19 protein-coding genes are annotated in these 19,286 nt (G+C 67.0%); 9 read left to right on the forward strand and 10 right to left on the reverse strand.

Annotation, left to right across the window (positions count from 1 at the left end; all coding sequences use genetic code 11):
* Nucleotides 1-9 precede the first annotated feature (9 nt).
* The 5 genes from E1H18_RS14875 to E1H18_RS14895 all read right to left on the reverse strand — a co-directional run bounded on the left by E1H18_RS14875 (nt 10) and on the right by E1H18_RS14895 (nt 2,984).
* Nucleotides 10-909 carry an NAD(P)/FAD-dependent oxidoreductase gene (locus E1H18_RS14875; RefSeq protein WP_172269751.1) on the reverse strand — a complete coding sequence of 300 codons (900 nt, stop codon included), beginning with the start codon at nt 907-909 and terminating at the stop codon, nt 10-12.
* Entirely contained in the window at nt 899-1,360 is a 462-nt protein-coding gene (locus E1H18_RS14880; RefSeq protein ID WP_172269753.1) for an Rrf2 family transcriptional regulator, read from the reverse strand. Before E1H18_RS14880 ends, E1H18_RS14875 begins: the two co-directional genes overlap by 11 nt.
* Nucleotides 1,361-1,420: 60 nt before the next feature.
* Nucleotides 1,421-2,029 carry a TetR family transcriptional regulator gene (locus E1H18_RS14885; protein ID WP_172269755.1) on the reverse strand — a complete coding sequence of 203 codons (609 nt, stop codon included), beginning with the start codon at nt 2,027-2,029 and terminating at the stop codon, nt 1,421-1,423.
* Between the two features lie 80 nt (nt 2,030-2,109).
* The gene (locus E1H18_RS14890; RefSeq protein WP_172269757.1) at nt 2,110-2,757 is read right to left on the reverse strand and encodes a TetR/AcrR family transcriptional regulator; all 648 of its coding nucleotides are present in this window, start codon (nt 2,755-2,757) and stop codon (nt 2,110-2,112) included.
* Nucleotides 2,754-2,984: a hypothetical protein gene (locus tag E1H18_RS14895; protein ID WP_172269759.1), complete on the reverse strand. Its 231-nt coding sequence runs from the start codon at nt 2,982-2,984 to the stop codon at nt 2,754-2,756. The genes E1H18_RS14890 and E1H18_RS14895 overlap by 4 nt, the downstream gene beginning before the upstream one ends.
* 330 nt (nt 2,985-3,314) lie before the next feature.
* Between E1H18_RS14895 and E1H18_RS14900 the strand changes: the two genes are divergently transcribed.
* Nucleotides 3,315-3,515, forward strand: a complete 201-nt coding sequence (locus tag E1H18_RS14900) for a twin transmembrane helix small protein (RefSeq protein ID WP_172269761.1) — start codon at nt 3,315-3,317, stop codon at nt 3,513-3,515.
* A gap of 13 nt (nt 3,516-3,528) precedes the next feature.
* On the forward strand, nt 3,529-4,110 hold the full coding sequence (locus tag E1H18_RS14905; protein WP_172269763.1) for a cob(I)yrinic acid a,c-diamide adenosyltransferase: 582 nt from the start codon (nt 3,529-3,531) through the stop codon (nt 4,108-4,110).
* A gap of 6 nt (nt 4,111-4,116) precedes the next feature.
* On the opposite strand, the gene E1H18_RS14910 is transcribed toward E1H18_RS14905, so the two are convergent.
* Nucleotides 4,117-4,404 (reverse strand): hypothetical protein, encoded by a 288-nt coding sequence (locus tag E1H18_RS14910; protein WP_194248032.1) that lies wholly within the window; start codon nt 4,402-4,404, stop codon nt 4,117-4,119.
* Between the two features lie 206 nt (nt 4,405-4,610).
* Between E1H18_RS14910 and E1H18_RS14915 the strand changes: the two genes are divergently transcribed.
* Together E1H18_RS14915 and E1H18_RS14920 are read left to right on the forward strand one after the other, a co-directional pair.
* Nucleotides 4,611-5,357 carry an electron transfer flavoprotein subunit beta/FixA family protein gene (locus E1H18_RS14915; protein WP_172269765.1) on the forward strand — a complete coding sequence of 249 codons (747 nt, stop codon included), beginning with the start codon at nt 4,611-4,613 and terminating at the stop codon, nt 5,355-5,357.
* The gene (locus E1H18_RS14920) at nt 5,357-6,298 is read left to right on the forward strand and encodes an electron transfer flavoprotein subunit alpha/FixB family protein (protein WP_172269767.1); all 942 of its coding nucleotides are present in this window, start codon (nt 5,357-5,359) and stop codon (nt 6,296-6,298) included. The genes E1H18_RS14915 and E1H18_RS14920 overlap by 1 nt, the downstream gene beginning before the upstream one ends.
* Before the next feature lie 64 nt (nt 6,299-6,362).
* On the opposite strand, the gene E1H18_RS14925 is transcribed toward E1H18_RS14920, so the two are convergent.
* On the reverse strand, nt 6,363-7,223 hold the full coding sequence (locus tag E1H18_RS14925) for a DMT family transporter (RefSeq protein WP_172269769.1): 861 nt from the start codon (nt 7,221-7,223) through the stop codon (nt 6,363-6,365).
* A gap of 119 nt (nt 7,224-7,342) precedes the next feature.
* On the opposite strand from E1H18_RS14925, the gene E1H18_RS14930 reads away from it, so the two are divergent.
* From E1H18_RS14930 to E1H18_RS14940, 3 genes are all read left to right on the forward strand, one after another.
* On the forward strand, nt 7,343-8,731 hold the full coding sequence (locus E1H18_RS14930; RefSeq protein ID WP_172269771.1) for a PLP-dependent aminotransferase family protein: 1,389 nt from the start codon (nt 7,343-7,345) through the stop codon (nt 8,729-8,731).
* 473 nt (nt 8,732-9,204) lie between these two features.
* A complete protein-coding gene (typA, locus tag E1H18_RS14935) occupies nt 9,205-11,040 on the forward strand; it encodes a translational GTPase TypA (protein ID WP_172269773.1) in 1,836 nt (611 codons plus the stop codon).
* A 229-nt stretch (nt 11,041-11,269) separates the two neighbouring features.
* The gene (locus tag E1H18_RS14940) at nt 11,270-13,654 is read left to right on the forward strand and encodes a bifunctional diguanylate cyclase/phosphodiesterase (protein ID WP_241736054.1); all 2,385 of its coding nucleotides are present in this window, start codon (nt 11,270-11,272) and stop codon (nt 13,652-13,654) included.
* Here the strand turns inward: E1H18_RS14940 and E1H18_RS14945 are convergent.
* Nucleotides 13,651-13,896: a GlsB/YeaQ/YmgE family stress response membrane protein gene (locus tag E1H18_RS14945; RefSeq protein ID WP_172269777.1), complete on the reverse strand. Its 246-nt coding sequence runs from the start codon at nt 13,894-13,896 to the stop codon at nt 13,651-13,653. The two genes, E1H18_RS14940 and E1H18_RS14945, sit on opposite strands and share 4 nt — an antisense overlap.
* 92 nt (nt 13,897-13,988) lie before the next feature.
* On the opposite strand from E1H18_RS14945, the gene E1H18_RS14950 reads away from it, so the two are divergent.
* Nucleotides 13,989-15,149, forward strand: a complete 1,161-nt coding sequence (locus E1H18_RS14950) for an aminotransferase (protein WP_172269779.1) — start codon at nt 13,989-13,991, stop codon at nt 15,147-15,149.
* On the opposite strand, the gene E1H18_RS14955 is transcribed toward E1H18_RS14950, so the two are convergent.
* Nucleotides 15,146-17,770 (reverse strand): response regulator, encoded by a 2,625-nt coding sequence (locus E1H18_RS14955; protein ID WP_172269781.1) that lies wholly within the window; start codon nt 17,768-17,770, stop codon nt 15,146-15,148. The two genes, E1H18_RS14950 and E1H18_RS14955, sit on opposite strands and share 4 nt — an antisense overlap.
* Nucleotides 17,771-17,882: 112 nt before the next feature.
* Nucleotides 17,883-18,647 (reverse strand): SDR family oxidoreductase, encoded by a 765-nt coding sequence (locus tag E1H18_RS14960; protein ID WP_172269782.1) that lies wholly within the window; start codon nt 18,645-18,647, stop codon nt 17,883-17,885.
* A gap of 151 nt (nt 18,648-18,798) precedes the next feature.
* Between E1H18_RS14960 and E1H18_RS14965 the strand changes: the two genes are divergently transcribed.
* Complete coding sequence (locus tag E1H18_RS14965; protein ID WP_172269784.1) at nt 18,799-19,275, forward strand: SRPBCC family protein; 477 nt, start codon at nt 18,799-18,801, stop codon at nt 19,273-19,275.
* Nucleotides 19,276-19,286 lie beyond the last annotated feature (11 nt).

Raw genomic sequence — 19,286 nt, forward strand, 5'->3', positions numbered from 1 at the left:
CTCTCTGGATCAGGCCTCCTGGATCAGGGCGCGGTGGGCGGCGACGCCCGCCATGACCCCGTCGGCCGAGGCGAAGGTGGCGTTGTGCATGCTGCGCGTGGCGTCGCCGGCCGCGAACACCCCCGGCGCGGTCGTGGCCTTCATCTCGTCGACGCGGATGACCGGGCCCAGCATGCCCTCGTCGATCGCGCAGCCCAGCTGAGCCGCCAGCGGGCTGGCCAGGGTCGTGCGCGGCGCGACGAACAGAGCCTGCGCCATCACGACCCGGCCGTCGGCCAGACGCACGGCGTCCATGACAGGGGCCGCGCCCAGCACCTCGACGATCGGCTGGCGTTCGACAGCCACGCCGCGCCGGGCCAGCACGGCAAGGGTCTCGGCGTCAGGCTCGAACTGGCCCTGGGTGTAGTAGGTGGTCGGCCCCCAGTCGGGCAGCATCTGCGCCTGATGCGGCGCCATCGGATGGTTGGCCAGCACGCCCAGCGCCCGGTCGCGCACCTCGTAGCCGTGGCAATAGGGGCAGTGCAGCACGGTCGCGCCCCAGCGCTCCTTCAGCCCCGGGATCTTAGGCAGATGGTCGACGATCCCGCCGGCCAGCACCAACTTGCGCGCCCGTTCCGTCCGGCCGTCGGCCAGAGCCACGATGAAGCCGTCGCCATCCTGGGCGGCGCTGGCCGCCTCGCCGTGGATAAACGCGACGGTGGGATAGGCCGCGACCTGGCGGGCGGCCTCGCGGAAGATCTCGGCCGGCGCCTTGCCGTCCTGGCCGAAGAAGCCGTGCGAGGCGTCGGCGAAGCGGTTGCGCGGCAGGCCAGCGTCGATGACCAGCACCCGCCGGCGGGCGCGGCCCAGTTGCATGGCGGCCGACAGACCAGCGAAACCGCCGCCCACGATGATGACGTCATGGCTCATGAGGATGCTCTCCTTTGGCGCGCGGGTCCGCCGCCCACAGGACGGCGACGTCCTTGGCGAGGTCGGCCAGCGACAGGCGTGACAGGCGTTCGTGCAGCAGGCGCTCGGCCTCGCGCATCGCCTCGTCCAGGGCGGCGTTGACCGCTCGCTCGACCAGACAGCCGGGGGTGTCTTCGATCAGGGCGTGGGTCAGCAGCCGCTCGTTCAGGGCCGCCTGGATGTCGCCCAGGCTGATGTCCGCGGGCGCACGGGCCAGCCGCCAGCCGCCGCCATGGCCCTTGGTCGAGGCGACGATCCCCGCCTCGCGCAAGCCGGCGAAGGTGCGACGGATGACCACCGGATTGGTGTCGGCCCATTCGGCCAGGCGCTCGGAGACGATCGGATCGTCCGGGCGCTCGGCCATGTGCAGCAGCAGGTGCAGGGCGACGGAAAGGCGACCGCTTCTTTTCATGTAATTCTATTTGTTACATGATGAGGCGCATTTCAAGGGGCCTTTCCGGCCTTTGCTCGGCTAGCGGGGCTTCCAGCCCTCGGCGATGATCGAGATCTGGCGATCCATGGCCGCCGACATCTGGGCGGCTTCCAGGTCGCCGCCTGCCGCCGCGGTCATGCGGTAGTTCCAGGCATAGGCGGCCTTGAGGGTGTCGACCACCAGCGGCAGGTCCAGGTCGCTGCGCACGTCGCCCTTGCGTACGCCCTCTTCCAGGACGTCCAGCAGCATCTGGTTCAGGCGCGGGTTGCGGCCGTAGGGCGTGACGCCCGGGTCGTTGGCCGGATTGTACGAGGCGGCGATGTGAGCCAGGAACAGCTTCACCCGCCGACATTCGAACTCGTAATGGATCGCGAAGATCGAACACAGCTTGTCGGCCGTGCTGCCGCGCAGGAACGGCGTGACCCGGTCCAGCTCCGCATACAGCGCCGTCAGGCGATGCGACATGACGTGGCTCAGCACCTCCGCCTTGGAGGCGAAGGTGGTGAACACGCTCCCGACGGAAACCCCCGCCCGCTCCGCGATGGCGCGGATGGTGGTTTCCTCGTAGCCGACCTCGTTGAAGAGGTCGCGAGCCGCCTCGAGAACCTTCTCCCGGGTGGCGGCCTTCTGATCAGTTCTTACGCCCACGCACGTCCCCCTCGAACACGCTAGCGTCGCTGTTCCAAAGGCGCTCCATTCCCCCTGAACGGAACACCCAAGTTAATTCGTCAGGCGCGAGCGCCTGCGAAGATGACCTTCAGTTGATCCGAAAGCCGCGCCAGCAGAGCATCGACCGACCAACCGTCGTAGACGGCGCGGCGATAGTTGGCGACATACACGTCCCAGCTGATTTCAGCCAAGAGCTTAGCGTCGACATCTTTCTTCAACTGGCCCTGGTCGACACCGCGCTGCAGCGCTTCGGCGATCAGGCGGAAGATGTGCTTGAGATCGTTGCGGGCGCGACGCTCGGCGGCTTCCGAACGGGTCCACGAAACAGCGATGCTGGCGCGCAGCAGCGGCAGTTGCTCGACGTGGAAGCCGTAGGCCACGGCGAACAGGCCCAGCAGGGCTTCGTCGATGGTCTTGGCGGTGCGCGAGGCCTGGGTCATCTGAGCATAGATGACTTCGTAGTCGGCGGTCAGGATCTCTTCGAACAGCTCCGACTTGTCGGCGAAGCTGGCGAACACGGCGCCGGTCGACATGCCGGCGGCCTGCGCGATGTCACGGATCGTGGCGCCTTCGTAGCCACGCTCGGTGAACAGGCGGCGGGCGGCGGCCAGGACGCGTTCACGAGTGCGCTGCTTGGCCAGCGCGCGACGGGTCAGCTTGACCGGCGTTTCGGCGCCGGACTCCATATTGACGGACACGAAGCTCATGCGGCGGCCTCCAGGCGGGCGAGAGCGGCTTCCGCGCGCTTCTCGAATTCAATGCAGTACTCGTCGACGACGTTCTGAAGGACGTCGGCGTAGCGGCGAGCCAGCTGGCGACCGTCCTGAGCGGCGTCGCGCAGGTCGGTGATCAGTTGACGGACTTCGGCCAGGGCTTCTTCGCGATCGTTCGCGATAGGGCCTGCGGCATTCGAGGCGTGAGCGCTCGAGGCCATGCGGTTATCTCCTACCCCCGCTGGGGTGAGTGAAAGCGTCGAACCGATCCGCGGTGGGGGAGGTTGATCATGTTCAACGAACGCGCACTGTAAAAATCGAAGCGGGGCCTCTAACGCCAAAAAAGCACCTTTGCAACCGCTAAACCGAACAAAAATCACTGAACAATGCGCGGATTGGGTAGATATGACACCGGTATCCAAGCGTCACTGCGACAAAACAGCTCATTGAACACATTCGGCGAACTCGATCGTCGGACGATGGTCGATGAGGATACCCGCTCACCGAGCGTCGCTATGGCGCGACCGCGCGCGAGGCCCTATTCTCAGCCCATGTCCCAAGTGTTCGATTTTCTCGTCCCCGTCGCGCTGCTGGCTGTCCTGCTGGCCCTGGCCGCCGGCCTCTACGCCCTGTTCCGCGGCGGCGACTTCGGTCGCTCCTATTCGAACAAGCTGATGCGCCTGCGCGTCGTGCTGCAGTTCGTGGCGATCATCGTGCTGGTCGGCGCGGCGTTCTGGTGGCGCAAGGGCTGACGGAGGCCTGCCTGTGGTCACGCTGAACAAGATCTACACTCGCACCGGCGACGCCGGCTCCACGCGCCTAGCCACAGGCGCGCCGGTCAGCAAGGCCTCCCTGCGAGTCGAGGCCTATGGCGGAGTCGACGAAACCAACGCCGCGATCGGCCAGGCGCGCCAGCACACCGCGGCCGACGCCGCGCTGGACGCCATGCTGGAGCGGATCCAGAACGACCTCTTCGACCTGGGCGCGGATCTCGCCACGCCCGAGCAGCACAGCAAGCCCGAATGGGAGCCGCTGCGGATCCTGGAAAATCAGGTGACGCGCCTGGAGCAGGAGATCGACCTGCTGAACGCCGAAATGCAGCCCCTGACCTCGTTCGTGCTCCCCGCCGGGTCGCCGGCAGCGGCGGCGCTGCACGTAGCGCGCACCGTCTGCCGTCGCGCCGAACGAACCTGCGTGGCCCTGGCCGCGACCGAGGGCGAGATCGTCGGCGCCCCGGCGATCAAGTATCTGAACCGCCTGTCGGACCTGTTGTTCGTCGCCGCTCGCTGGAGCAATGACAAGGGCGCGGCCGACGTGCTGTGGAAGCCCGGCGCGACGCGGAGCTGAAGCGCCTTAGGGGTTTTCTTCTGCGGCCGCCGGCGCAGCCTTGGTCGGCGCGGTGGCTGTCGGGCCATCGGCCTTCTGATTGTTGAGCGCCGGCGTGCCGGCCGGACGGCGCGTCCAGGTCTCGATCGGATAGACCGCGGCGCACTTCAGCCACTTGCCCGCCCAGGCCCCGCCATTGGCCTCGCAGCGATCCTTCGGCCACACCCAGGCTGCATGATACGCCAGGACGCTGGCGCTGCTGAGCAGGAACAGGCCCAGGAAGATGTACTTCAGGCGGGTGAGGGTCTTGGTCATGATCGCTCCCTAGCGAATTTCCGATCTCAAGGGAATTGGCCAAGCCGACGCGGCCTCGCGAACAAAAGTTCGGAAATCGTACAATTGTTTGAACCTGTACCCGCCGAATGCATTACGCTTACGCAAAGGGAAACTTGCATTGCGCCTGCGAAGCGCTAATTCGGTTGGCCAGCAGGAGAAAACGTAGCCTGGAGGCGATACGTCCCATGAAGGTCTTAGTCCCGGTCAAACGGGTGATCGATTATAACGTCAAGGCCCGCGTCAAAGCGGACCAGACCGGTGTCGACCTCGCCAACGTCAAGATGTCGATGAACCCCTTCTGCGAGATCGCGGTGGAAGAAGCCGTGCGCCTCAAGGAAAAGGGCGTGGCGACCGAAGTCGTCATCGTCAGCATCGGCCCGGCGCAAGCCCAGGAAACGATCCGCACGGCCCTGGCCATGGGCGGCGATCGCGGCGTGCTGATCACCACCGACGCCGATCCCGAGCCGCTGGCTGTCGCCAAGCTGCTGGCCGCCGTCGTGGCCGAAGAAAACCCCAACCTGGTCCTGATGGGCAAGCAGGCGATCGACGGCGACAACAACGCTGTCGGCCAGATGCTGTCGGCCCTGCTGGACTGGCCGCAAGCCACCTACGCCTCGGCCCTCGAGGTTTCGGGCGCGACCGCCAAGGTCACCCGCGAAGTCGACGGCGGTCTGCAGACCCTGGACGTCGACCTGCCGGCCATCGTCACCGCCGACCTGCGCCTGAACGAGCCGCGCTATGCGTCTCTGCCCAACATCATGAAGGCCAAGAAGAAGGAGATCGCCAGCAAGGCGGTCGCCGACTACGGCGTCGACATCGCGCCGCGCCTGAAGGTGATCAAGGTCACCGAGCCGGCCAAGCGCTCGGCCGGTATCAAGGTCGAAACCGCCGCTGATCTGGTTTCCAAGCTCAACACCGCGGGGGTGCTGTAATGGCTGTTCTCGTCGTCGCCGATAACGACAACGCGCACCTGCGCGACGGCACTCACAAGGTCGTCACCGCCGCCCTGAAGATCTCGGGCGACGTGGACGTTCTGGTCCTGGGCAAGGGCGCCAAGGGCGTCGCCGACCAAGCCGCCAAGATCGCCGGCGTCCGCAAGGTGCTGCTGGCAGAAAGCGACTCGCTGGGGCATGGCGTCGCCGAAGCCCAGGCTGACGCCGTGCTGGCGCTGGCCGGCAATTACGACGCGATCCTGGTCCCGGCCACGGCCGGCGGCAAGAACTTCGCCCCGCGCGTCGCCGCCAAGCTGGACGTCGCCCCGATCAGCGAGATCGTCGAGGTCGTCTCGGCCGACACATTCACGCGCCCGATCTATGCCGGCAACGCGCTGGAGACCGTCCAGTCGTCGGACGCCAAGAAGGTGATCACCGTCCGCCCCACCGCTTTCGCGGCGGCGGGTGAAGGCGGCTCGGCCTCGGTGGAAACCGTGGGCGGCGCCGACGCGGCCAAGACCCGCTTCGTCAGCGAAGAGATGGTCAAGTCGGACCGTCCGGAACTGGCTGCGGCCAAGATCGTCGTCTCGGGCGGTCGCGCCATGGGCTCGGCCGAAGAGTTCCAGCGCGTGATCGAACCGCTGGCCGACAAGCTGGGCGCCGCCGTCGGCGCCTCGCGCGCGGCCGTCGACGCCGGCTACGCCCCGAACGACTACCAGGTCGGTCAAACAGGCAAGGTCGTGGCGCCGTCGCTGTACGTCGCCATCGGCATCTCGGGCGCCATCCAACACCTGGCCGGCATGAAGGACTCCAAGGTGATCGTCGCGATCAACAAGGACGCCGACGCGCCGATCTTCCAGGTGGCCGACTTCGGTCTGGTCGCTGATTACAAGACGGCCGTCCCGGAACTGATGGACGCCCTGACGGCGGCGGGGAAGTAGTCCCTCACCGCTCTGTGAAATCGCGAAAGGCCCGGAGGCGACTCCGGGCCTTTTTGCTTACGCATCAGGCGAAGCGTTTGGCGCCGGCGACGCAAAGGACGATCACGACCGTCACGGCGATCATGCCGGGGGCTACGGGCTCGCGCAGCAGCAGGCCCGCCAGCGCCAGACCGAAGAACGGCTGGAAGAGCTGCAGCTGACCGATTTTGGCGATGCCGCCCAGCGCCAGGCCCCGATACCAGAACACAAAGCCCACCAGCATGCTGAAGACCGAGACATAGGCCAGGCCAAGCCACGCCGGCGCGCCGACGCCGCTCCAGGTCGCCGGCAGGGTGGCCAGCGCGATGACCGCCATGACAGGCAGCGCCAGGACCAGCGCCCAGCAGATTACCTGCCAGCCGCCCAACCGCCGCGACAGCACCGCCCCCTCCGCATAGCCCAGGCCGCAGACCACGATCGCCGCCACCATCAGCAGATCGCCCGTCAGCGATCCCCCTGCCCCGCGCAGGACGGCGAAACCGACGACGGACAGACTGCCCATCGTCGAGAAGATCCAGAACGCGGGCCTGGGCCGCTCGCCGCCCCGCAGGACGCCGAAGATCGCGGTCGCTAGCGGCAGCAAGCCGACGAAGACGATGGAGTGCGCCGAGGTGACATGCTGCAGCGCCAGCGCGGTCAGCAGCGGAAAGCCGATGACGACGCCCAGGGCCACGACCACCAACGGACCGATGTCGGCCAAGGCGGGCCGCTTCTGCTTCAGCACCAGCAGCAGGACCACGCCCAGAGCGGCCGCGATCACGGCCCGGGCGGAGGTGAGAAAGGCCGGTTCGAATGCTCCAACCGCAACCCGCGTGGCCGGCAACGAACCACTGAAGATGACCACGCCCACGAGGCCGCTGCCCCACCCCTTTGATGACCGTTCCATCCGCCCTCACCCGACACGAGGCGGCAGCTAGCAGGCGTTGCGCCCCGCGCCCCAGGTACAGCCGATGCGATTTCGATCGAACTGTATGTTATCGAAGGCAATACAGTTGGAGCAACGCCATGGGCAGGACAGCCAGTCGGACCGGCGAGGTTATGGACGCGATCCGCGACAGGATCGCCGGGCGTACGCTGACGCAAGGGGATCGGCTGCCCTCGATCCGCGCCATGGCCGGAATGCTGGGCGTGTCGCCGTCGACGGTGGTCGAGGCCTATGATCGCTTGGTAGCGCAGGGCGCCATCCTCTCGCGCCCAGGCTCGGGCTTCTATGTCTCGGCCGGCGTCGCCACCCCGCAGGTAAACGACCTGAGCCCCCAGGCGGACCGCGACATCGATCCGCTGTGGGTGTCGCGCCAGTCGCTGGACGCCGCCCTGGAGACCCTGAAACCCGGTTGCGGCTGGCTGCCGCCGGAGTGGATGCCCAATGCGATCCTGCGCCGCGCGATACGAGGCCTGGCGCGCGCCGACGACGCCGTGCTGGCCGACTACGGCAATTCGCGCGGCCTGCGAGACCTGCGCCAGCTTCTGGCGCGACGGTGCACCGGCGAGGGCCTGGACGTCGCGCCCGAGCAGGTGCTGCTGACCACGTCGGGCACCCAGGCGATCGACCTGATCTGCCGCTTTCTGCTCAAGCCCGGCGACACGGTGCTGGTCGACGATCCCTGCTACTTCAACTTCCGAGCCTTGCTGCGCGCCCATCAGGTCAGGACGGTTGGCGTGCCCTACACGCCGACAGGGCCGGATCTGGCGCGTTTCGGCGAGGCGCTCAGCCAGGAGCGGCCGCGCCTCTACATCACCAATTCGGCGATCCACAATCCGACGGGCGCGACCCTGTCGGCGCAGACCGCGCACAAGCTGCTGACGCTCGCCTCGGCGCACGGCCTGATCATCGTGGAAGACGACATCTTCGCCGAGTTTGAGCCGGAACTGTCGCCGCGCCTGGCGATTCTCGACGGCCTGGTCAACGTGATCCGGATCGGCAGCTTCTCAAAGACGCTCTCCGCATCCGTTCGCTGCGGCTATATCGCCGCCCGACCCGACTGGATCGAGGCGATGGTCGACCTGCAGGTCGCCACCCACTTCGGCGGCGCCAGCCCCGTGGCCGGACGGCTGGTCTTCGACAGCCTGATGGACAGCGGATACCGGCGACATGTCGAAGCGCTGAGGCGTCGACTGTCTGACGCCCGCCGCGACGCCGGCGCCAGGCTGGCCGACCTCGGCGTGCAGACCTGGGTGACGCCGCGAGGCGGCTTCTATCTCTGGACTCAGCTGCCGGACGATAGGGACGCCTCGGACGTCGCGAAGCGCGCGCTCGCCGAAGGCATGATCCTGGCGCCGGGCAACGTCTTCAGCGTCGCGCAGAAGGCCTCGAGTTTCATGCGCTTCAATGTCGGCCAGATGCGCGATCCCCGCACCTACGCGGTGCTGGCGCGCGCCTTGACCGCACGCTGACAAGCCAGCGGTCGGCCCTTCCAGGCCAGAAGCCAAAAAAAAGCCCGGCGAAACCGCCGGGCCAGTTCATTAGGGAGGAAACGCCCAGGAAGGGCAGAGGCGGCAGCGCCGCCTCACAGGAATGTTTATAGGGTGCGGCGCAAAATTGGGCAAGTGAAAAATTGGGCGGCAATGTCGATTTTTCTGAAGGGGATTGAAGCAACCCTTTGCACCACAAGGATTACGTAACGGCGCTATTTATAAATGCACAAATATTATGCATGCTGCACTGCACAATTTGTTGCGCTTGAAACGGTCTCGCTTGAGAACACCCCGCAAAGCCAATCTGCATAAGGCTTTGCGCATGACACCGGTTACCGTCGCTCAGTGTTTCGATAGGGTGGGGGTGGATAAATGCAGCGCAGTCGCGTAAAAGCCGCGCGCCTGACGCGTAAGCGTCATCCCCTATTCCTCCCGAAAGTCCGTCCGCTCCCATGTCCATGCGAAATATCGCCATCATCGCGCACGTCGATCATGGCAAGACCACTCTCGTCGATCAGCTGCTGGCCCAGTCGGGCGTCTTCCGCGCCAACGAGGCGACGACCGAACGCGCCATGGACTCCAACGACCAGGAGCGCGAACGCGGCATCACCATTCTGGCCAAGTGCACCAGCGTTCTGTGGAACGGTGAAGCCGGCGAGACCCGCATCAACATCATCGACACCCCCGGCCACGCCGACTTCGGCGGTGAAGTCGAGCGGATCCTGGGCATGGTGGACGGCTGCGTCCTGCTGATCGACGCCGAAGAAGGCGTCATGCCGCAGACCAAGTTCGTGCTGACCAAGGCGCTGAAGATGGGCATGCGCCCGATCCTCTGCATCAACAAGGTCGACCGCGCCCACGCCGATCCGGACCGCGTCCACAACGCCGCCTTCGACCTGTTCGCCGCCATCGGCGCCACGGACGAGCAGCTGGACTTCCCGCACATCTACGCTTCGGGCCGTTCGGGCTGGGCGACGCTGGACATGAACGTGCCGAGCGACAACCTCGCCCCGCTGTTCGACCTGATCGTCCGCCACGTGCCGGAACCCAAGCAGATCGCCAAGGTCGACCAGCCGTTCCAGATCCTGAACGTGCTGATCGAAAGCGACCCGTTCCTGGGCCGCCTGCTGACGGGCCGCATCGAGAGCGGCCGCGCCGTCCCCGGCATGGCCATCCACGCCCTGGACCGCGACGGCAAGGAAATCGAGCGCGGCCGCATCACCAAGGTGCTGGCCTTCCGCGGCCTGAAGCGTCAGCCGGTCGACGAGGGCGCCGAAGCGGGTGACATCGTCGCCATCGCCGGCATGTCCAAGGCGACCGTGGCCGACACCCTGTGCGCCCTGGAAGTCACCGACGCCCTGCCCTCGCAGCCGATCGACCCGCCGACCATCTCGATGACCGTCTCGGTCAACGACAGTCCGCTGGCCGGCCGTGAAGGCGACAAGGTCCAGTCGCGCGTCATCCGTGACCGCCTGCTGAAGGAAGCCGAATCGAACGTCGCCATCAAGGTGACCGAGACCAGCGAAGGCGACGCCTACGAAGTCTCGGGCCGCGGCGAACTGCAGCTGGGCGTCCTGATCGAAAACATGCGCCGCGAAGGCTTCGAGGTCTCGATCTCGCGTCCGCGCGTCGTGTTCCAGAACGATCCGGAAACCGGCAAGCGCCTTGAGCCGATGGAAGACGTCATGATCGACGTCGACGACGAGTTCTCGGGCATCGTCATCGAGAAGCTGTCGCTGCGTAAGGCCGAGCTGAAGGACATGGGTCCGTCGGGCGCCGGCAAGACCCGCATCCAGCTGACCGCTCCGTCGCGTTCGCTGATCGGCTATCAGGGCGAGTTCCTGACCGACACGCGCGGTTCGGGCGTGCTGAACCGCGTGTTCAGCCACTACGAGCCCTACAAGGGCGCGATCGACCAACAGCGCAAGGGCGTGCTGATCTCGAACTCGGACGGTGAGACCGCGGCCTACGCGCTGTGGAACCTGGAAGAGCGCGGCGTGATGTTCGTCGGCGCCGGCGAGAAGACCTATCTGGGCATGATCATCGGCGAGAACGCCCGTTCGGACGATCTCGACGTCAACCCGATGAAGGCCAAGCAGCTGACCAACGTCCGCGCCTCTGGCAAGGACGAGTCGATCCGCCTGACCCCGCCGCGCAAGATGACCCTCGAACAGGCCATCGCCTATATCGAGGAAGACGAGCTGGTCGAGGTGACGCCGAAGAACATCCGTCTGCGCAAGCAGGTTCTGAACCCGTCGTTCCGCAAGCGCCGCGTCAAGGAAGAGTAGACCCCTTCCGACTTACCTAAAGTCAATTGAAAGCCGCGGCTCGCAAGGGCCGCGGCTTTTTCCTTAAGGGCTGGGCTTAACTGAGAAACCACGCGACTTAACCGTGGGTTTACCGGCCAGGGCCATGGTTTCTACCGGGGATTTCACTCCGCTAGATCATGGAGATCGCGCCTTGAACGGTCGCGAATTGGGGCGTCGCATCTGGAGCGCCCTGGCTGATGGGTTGGCGATGGGGCCGAGCGCTCTCGTCGCCCGCTTCTCCCCGGCCGTCCCCGAAGCCATGGCGGGTCGCGTTCGCATGGAGCAGGTGCAGGCGATCCTGCGCCTGACGCCCGTGATGATGGGCGCCAACATCCTGATCGCATCCCTCGTCAGCTTGACCAGTATCGGCTCGGCCAACGCCCTGCCGCTGTCGGTCTGGGCGATGATCGTCAACGGCTACGCCCTGCTGGGCCTCTACGGCTGGTTCTCGGCCCGCCGCCGCAAGACCGGCAAGGCCAGCGTCTCGGCGCGCGGCGTCAATCGCCTGGTGCTGCAGGCTGGCCTGCTGGGCGTGATGTGGGGCGTGCTGCCGGCCCTGACCTTCCGCGAGAGCGGCAACGCCAACCCGATGCTGGTCGCCTCCGTCATCGCCGGCATGATCGGCTGCGGCGGCTTCGCCATGCTGACCCTGCCCGCGGCCGTGATCGCCTATTCGACCCCGATGGTCGTGGGCTCGCTGATCATGCTGGTCACCAGCCACGACCCCATTCTCCAGGCCCTGGCCGGCCTGCTGGTCTTCTGCCACCTGGTGGTCAGCGCCTCGTGCTTGTCCCACGCCCATATCTTCGTCGAACGCCTGGTGGCCTCGGACGAGCTGGAGAAGCAGAAGCAGGTAGTCAGCCTGCTGCTGTCGGACTTCGAGGAAGGCGCCAGCGACTGGCTGTGGGAAGTCGACGCCCATGGCGCCCTGACCTACGTCTCCGACCGCATGGCGGCCGCGGCGGGCGTCGACAAGGAGCTGCTGATCGGCCGGCCGATGTCGTCGCTGTGCGGGGCGGCCGAGGGCGGCCCCTCCGGCGCGGTCGCCGCCCTGTCAGCCCTGTTCGGCGAGCAGAAGACCTTCCGCGACATCGTGGTCTCCGTCCCGGTCGCGGGCGAGACCCACTGGTGGTCGCTGGCGGCCAAGCCGGTGCTGGACCTGGACGGCCATTTCATCGGCTTCCGCGGCGTCGGGGCCGACATCACTCGCGCCCGCGAGGACCAGGCCCGCATCTCGCGCCTGGCCCACTACGACGTGCTGACCCAGCTGCCCAATCGCCTGTCGTTCCTGCAGGCCCTGGGGCGCGCCTGGACCGAGCATGGCCAACCCAAGCCTGAAGGGGCGGGCGGCAAGGGCTGCGCCGTGCTGTGCCTGGACCTCGACCACTTCAAGGGCGTCAACGACAGCCTGGGCCACCCCATCGGCGATGAGCTGCTGATCCAGGCCTCAGCCCGCCTGAAGGCCTGCGTCGGCGAGGCCGGCCTGGTCTCGCGCCTGGGCGGCGACGAATTCGCCGTGGTGGTCGCCCCCTCGCCCGGCCATGCGGCCCTGGGAGAGCTCGCCCAGTCGATCGTCGCCACCCTGTCGCGGCCCTATGACGTCCGCGGCCACAACGTGCTGATCGGAGCCAGCATCGGCATCGCGGTGGCGCCGCTGCACGCCGATGATCCGGACGGCCTGCTGAAGAACGCCGACCTGGCGCTCTACGGCGCCAAGGGCGACGGCCGCGGGGCCTATCGCTTCTTCGAGACCGCTATGGACGTCTGGGCCCAGGAGCGCCGCGCCCTGGAAATGGACCTGCGCGACGCCTTGGCCAAGGACGAGTTGAAGCTGTTCTTCCAGCCGCTGATCGGCGCCAGCGAGAACGAGATCACCGGCTTCGAGGCCCTGCTACGCTGGCAGCATCCGCGCCGCGGCCTGGTCGCTCCGGCCGACTTCGTCGAGCATGCCGAGCAGTGGGGCCTGATCGGCAAGATCGGCGAGTGGGTGCTGATGGAGGCTTGCCGCACGGCCGCCACCTGGCCCGCCCACATGACCGTGGCCGTCAATCTGTCGCCCAACCAGTTCGCCTCGGGCCATCTGGTGGCTCAGGTGCGCAAGGCGCTGAAGTCCTCGGGCCTGGCGCCCGAGCGCCTGGAGCTGGAGATCACCGAGGGCCTGCTGCTGCACGACAGCGCCCGTACGCTGAAGCAACTGGCCGATCTGAAGGCCCTGGGCGTGAAGATCGCCATGGACGACTTCGGCACCGGCTATTCCAGCCTGGCCTATCTGTGGCGGTTCCCGTTCGACAAGATCAAGATCGACCGCTCGTTCGTGGCCGAGATGCAGGACAATGCGGCCATCGCCGACATCCTGCGCACCATCACCCTGCTGGGCCAGACCCTGAACCTCAAGGTCACCGCCGAGGGCGTGGAGACGCCATCGCAGGCCCGCCTGCTGGCCGACATGCGCTGCGACACCTTCCAGGGCTTCCTGTACGGGCGTCCGATGCCGGTCGGCGACATCCCCAGCTTCCTGATGTCGGACCTGGCCCGCCGCATGCGCCGCGTCGAGAGCGACGATGCGACGGCCGAGGCCGTGACAGGCGGCTAGCGCTTCATCAGGCCCAGCAGCCAGAGCAGCAGGATCGCGCCCAGGGTCGAGATGATCAGGCTGCCGAACCAGCCGAAGAAGTGAATGCCCAGCATGCTGGCCAGAAACGCGCCGATCAGCGCGCCGACCAGGCCGACGACCAGGTTGGTCAGCAGGCCGTGGTCCCGTTTCATGATCTTCTCGGCTAGCCAGCCGGCGAAGATGCCGATGATGATCGCTCCGATAAAGCCGACGCCGTTCATGCCCCATACTCCTCAAGCTGTTGAAGCTGCGCCGTAGAAATGCGCGAGGCCGCACCGGGTTTCAGGAAACCTGACCCGTGCTACTCAGAACCATGGTTCATCCCGTCTTCGACAACCTGCCCACCACGATCTTCGAGCGCATGAGCGGACTGGCCCGCCAGCACGGCGCGATCAATCTGGGCCAGGGCTTTCCCGACGACCAGGGCCCTCTGCCCGTCCGCGAAGCCGCGGCCCGGGCGCTGATCGAGGGGCTAAACCAGTATCCGCCGATGCGCGGCTTGCCGCAGCTGCGGGCCGCCGTCGCCGGTCACTACGCGCGGACCCAGGACCTTCAGCTCGATCCCGACAGCGAGATCGTCGTCACCTCCGGCGCGACTGAAGCCCTGGCGGCGGCGTTCACGGCGCTGATCTCGCCGGGCGACGAGGTCGTGCTGTTCCAGCCGCTGTACGACGCCTATCTGCCGCTGGTGCGCCGCGCGGGCGGGGTTCCTAAGCTCGTCACCCTCAAGCCCCCGCACTGGCGCTTCGATCGGGCGATGCTGGAAGAGGTCTTTTCCGACAACACCCGGATGGTGGTGCTGAACAGCCCGCTGAACCCAGCCGGGATCGTGACGCGCGACGAGGATCTGGCCCTGCTGGCCGAGTTCTGCGTGAAGCACGACGTCCTCGCCGTCTGCGACGAGGTCTGGGAGGCCGTGGTCTTCGACGGTCGCCGCCACCGCCCGCTGATGACCTTCCCTGGCATGCGCGCGCGGACGGTGAAGATCGGCTCGGCCGGCAAGCTGTTTGGCATGACCGGCTGGAAGGTCGGCTTCCTGATGGCCGCCCCGCCGCTGGCCAAGGCCCTGGCGGCCGCCCACCAGTTCCTGACCTTCACCACCCCGCCCAACCTGCAGGTCGGCGTCGCGTGGGGCCTCGACAACCACCGCGCCTGGTTCGACGAGATGCCGAAGGACCTGCAGCGCTCGCGCGACCGTTTGACCGCCGGCCTGCGCGCCGCCGACTATGTCGTGCTGGAAAGCCAGGGGACCTATTTCCTGAACGTCGACCTCGCCGCTTCGGGAATCGGCCTCGACGACGTGACCTTCTGCGAGCGCTGCGTGACCGAGCACGGCGTCGCGGCGATCCCGGTCTCGGCCTTCTATGCGCAAAGCCCGGTCACCACCGTGGTCCGCCTGTGCTTCGCCAAGGCCGACGCAACGCTGGACGAAGCGATCAAACGCCTGACGGCCGCGCGTGAGGCGATGGCCTAGCCGTCCTGCAGGACGGGCGTCGGCCGCATCATCGCTACGGACGGCGACGCACCGAGCCCCGCCACGAGGTCGCGGGCGTTGGCGCGGGCCATGCAGCGGTCCATGACCGACAGCAGGTTGCGCAGGTCGATCGGCTTGGCCACGTGGGCGTCGCAACCGGCGTCCAGGCAGGTCTTGATCTGGGCCGACATCACGTCGGCGGTCAGGGCGATGACCGGCAGGCGCGCCAGGCGCGGATCCTGGCGCAGCCGGCGCGTGGCCTCCAGACCGTCCATCACCGGCATGTTGACGTCCATCAGCACGATGTCGATCGGCTGCTGGTCAAGAACCTCCAGCGCGCGCTGGCCGTTCTCGGCCTCGACCAGCTCGCATTCGAACGGCTCGAGGAACAGACGGATGACCCGGCGATTGACCGGATGGTCGTCGACCACCAGCACCCGGCGTCCCGTCAGGGCGATGAAGCCCGTCTCGGCCTCGCCGGCCTCGTCCAGTTCGGGCGGCAGCTCGAGCGGCTCGGCGGTGTCGACCACCATCTCGATGGTGAAGACCGAGCCCACACCCTCGTTGCTTTCGACGGTGATCTCGCCGCGCATCATCTTGACCAGACGACGGGTGATGTTCAGCCCCAGCCCCGTGCCGCCGAAGTTGCGGGTGGTCGAGGCGTCGGCCTGGGTGAAGGCCCGGAACAGCTTGGCGATCGTCGCCTCGTTCATGCCGATGCCGGTGTCGGACACCCGCAGGCGCACCCGCACGCGGCCCCCCTCTTCGGTATTGGCGTCTTCAGGGTAACAGGCCAGCCCCACCTCGACCTTGCCGTGGGTGGTGAACTTCAGGGCGTTGGAGACGAGGTTGGTCAGGCACTGACGCACCCGAACACCGTCGAACATCAACGGGCCGGGCGCGGCGCTTTCAAGCCGGAAGGTCAGGTCGACGCCCTTCTCCAGCGCTGTCGGCTGATAGCCGCCGACCAGACGCGCGCAGGTCTGGACAAGATCGCCGGCCGTCGGAGCGATCTCCAGCTTGCCGGCCTCGATCTTGGAGAGGTCGAGAATGTCGTTCAGCAGGACCAGCAGGGTGTCGCCGCTGTCCAGGATCAGGTCGACCTGTTCGCGCTGCTCGTCGGTCAACTGGCCGCTGCGCAGCGCCTGGGCCAGACCCAGCATGCCGTTCAAGGGGGTGCGCAGTTCGTGGCTCATCACCGCCAGGAACGCGGACTTGGCCTGGCTGGCGGCTTCGGCGCGGGTCTGGGCGCCCTTCAGATTCCGCGACGTCCGGCGCTGGTGCAGCGCCCAGGCGACCCCGCCCGCCACCAGCACGCCCAGCAGCAAGGCGATGACCACCGAGGCCCGCGCCAGGCTGCGGGACAGGCGCACTTCCTGAGTCAGGCGGCGGCTTTCGTCGCGCTTGGCCTGCAGCTCGGCCTCGAGAGCCGATGACATCTCCGAGACGCTGCGGGCGTGTTCGCGATTGGTCTGCACGGTGTCGGTCTTGCGCCAGGCGTCCAGCTTGGCGAAGGCTTCCTGGCTGCGCCCTTCGGCCTGGTCGATATAGGCCTCGATCAAGCGTTCGACCTGCGGATCGCGGGGGCTGAGCACGGTCGACACGCCCCGCAGCCGCGCCAGATCCTGCCGCGCGCCGTCGGCCTGGCCCAGTTGCCCCAAGGCGGTCGCCCGCATGCCCAGCATGATGACCTGCAGCCGGCGGGTGGGCTTGTCGACGATCGCCTGAGCCGGCGCCAGGCACGCCAGCAGCTCGCGCGGCTGGTTGGAGAGTTGGGCGATCCGCGCGCACAGGAAGCGGTCCCAGGTCCCGTCCGATCCGCCGCCGTTGCGGGTCATCTGATGGTGCAAGGTCGCAAAGCGTCGGGCCGTGTCCAGGTCGCCCAGTTCGGCGGCGGTGAAGCCGATGTCGTAGATGCGCTCGACCTTGCGCAGATAGAAGGCGTCGCGCTCGTCCAGCGCCGCCGCCCGGGTCATGTGGTCCAGCGCCCCTTCCTTGTCGCCCATGTCCGACAGGGTGTAGCTGTGCACCTGGTGCAGCTCGGCCAGCAGCGGCTGGGCGATGTCGCCGCGACGCTCCAGGTCGGTCTTCAAGTCGGCGGCCAGGCGCGCAGCCTCGGCCCAGCGCCCCACCTGGCCCAGATGGCGAACCCGCTCGATGCTGGCCATCAGGCGGATGTCCGCCCCGGACTTGTCCAGGAACCGCTGCCAGTCGGCCTCGGTGAAGGCGCGATAGCCGTGGGTCTCGTGGCGATAGGCCAGGGTCTCCAGATCGACCAGCGCCAGCAGGGCGGTGTCATGATCGCGGCGGGCCGCCTCGCGCACCCGGGCCGCCCAGGCCCCGAACGGCGCGCCGACCTGACTGCTCTTGTAGGCGTACAGCACCCGCCACAGGCCGTAGAGTCGGGCCTCGCCCCGCGTCTCGATCGCCTTCTCGCCCGCCCGCTCGATATCCTCGTTGTCGCGCGGCGGTCGGCGCGCCTCCTGAGCGCCGATATCACGGCTCAACTGCTCCAGACGCTGGGCGAGCGGCGCATCGGCTCCAGGCGCATCGACTTGCGCGGCGACGGGCCCCGCCGCCAAGACGCAGATCAGGACAAGGAAGGTGAGAAGGCGCCGCAAGTCCGCTTTCCTGAGGTTCGCGGCCAGCCTTCAGGGCAACAGATGTAAGACCAGTTAAGCTTACCAGGGGTCAAGCGACTGATGTTCGCAGATCAACAGCTGCTTTTCAGGTCTAGATCGTGGCGCCGCCGTCGACCACCAGCGCTTGACCGGTCATGAAGCTGCCGGCCTTCGACGCCAGATAGACCGCCGCCCCGGCCAGCTCGTCGGGCTCGCCGATCCGGCGCAGCGGCACGCCCTTGGTCGAGCGCTCCAGGGTCTCGGGATTGTCCCAGAGCGCCTTGGCGAAGTCGGTCTTGATCAGGCCCGGCGCGATGCAGTTGACCCGCACGTTGTCGGGACCGAACTCGTGGGCCAAGTTGCGGGCCAGCTGGAAGTCGGCCGCCTTGGAGATGTTGTAAGCCCCGATGATGGCGTTGCCGCGCAGGCCGCCGATCGAGCTGACGATGATGATCGCCCCGTCCTTCCGCTCGCGCATTTCCGGCGCGACCATGCCGATCAGCCAGTGATTGCTGATGATGTTGTTGTCCAGGATCTTGCGGAACTGGTCGTCGGCGATGCCCGACAGTGGGCCGTAATAGGGATTGCTGGCAGCGTTGCAGACGCAGATGTCGACCTTGCCAAAGGCCTTTCGGGTCTCGTCGACCAGGTTTTGCAGGTCTTCCTTGGAGGCGATGTTGGCCGGAACCGCGATGGCCGTCCCCGCGCCGTGCTTGTCGTTGAGCGCCGCCGCCACCTCGTCGCAGGGCCCGGCCTTGCGTGAGGAGATCACCACCTTGGCGCCGTGCTCGGCCATCCGCTCGGCGATCGCCTTGCCGATCCCGCGCGAGGATCCGGTGATGATCGCCACCTTGCCGGACAGGTCGAAGAGGCTCATGGCGGGCTCCCTAAACATTTGTTTGAATTGCCGTCACACTGAAGCCGCTGGCGAGCGGGGTCAAGCATGGGAAAAATTTCGCGGAGAAATGTCGGGACGGTTGTTTCCGTCGCGTCCTTGCGGCGAGAGTTCAGACAAAGGAGACGCCCCGATGCTCAACGCCGACTTCCCCGCCGACCGCGAACTGGTCCTGGAACGCCTCATCGATGTGCCGGCCGAGAAGCTGTTCAAGCTGTGGACCATGCCCGAGCGCATGGGCGAGTGGTTCTGCCCCAAGCCCTGGCGCGTGACCGAGGCCCGCATGGACGTGCGCGCCGGCGGCGACAGCTACATCGTCATGGAAGGCCCCGAGGGCGAGGTCATGCCCAACCCCGGCGTCTATCTGGAAGTGATCCCGAACCAGAAGCTGGTCTTCACCGACGCCTTCACCAAGGCCTGGGAGCCGTCGGCAAAGCCGTTCATGGTCGGCATCATCACCTTCGAAGACTTGGGCGACGGCAAGACCCGCTACCGCGCCGTGGCCCGCCACTGGACCGTCGAGGACCGCCAGGCCCACGAGGCCATGGGCTTCCACGAAGGCTGGGGGATTGTCGCGGACCAGATGGCCGAGGTGGCGGCGATGTTGTAGAGCGCCCCCTC

The sequence above is a fragment of the Caulobacter sp. RHG1 genome, assembly GCF_013181195.1.
Classification (GTDB): domain Bacteria; phylum Pseudomonadota; class Alphaproteobacteria; order Caulobacterales; family Caulobacteraceae; genus Caulobacter.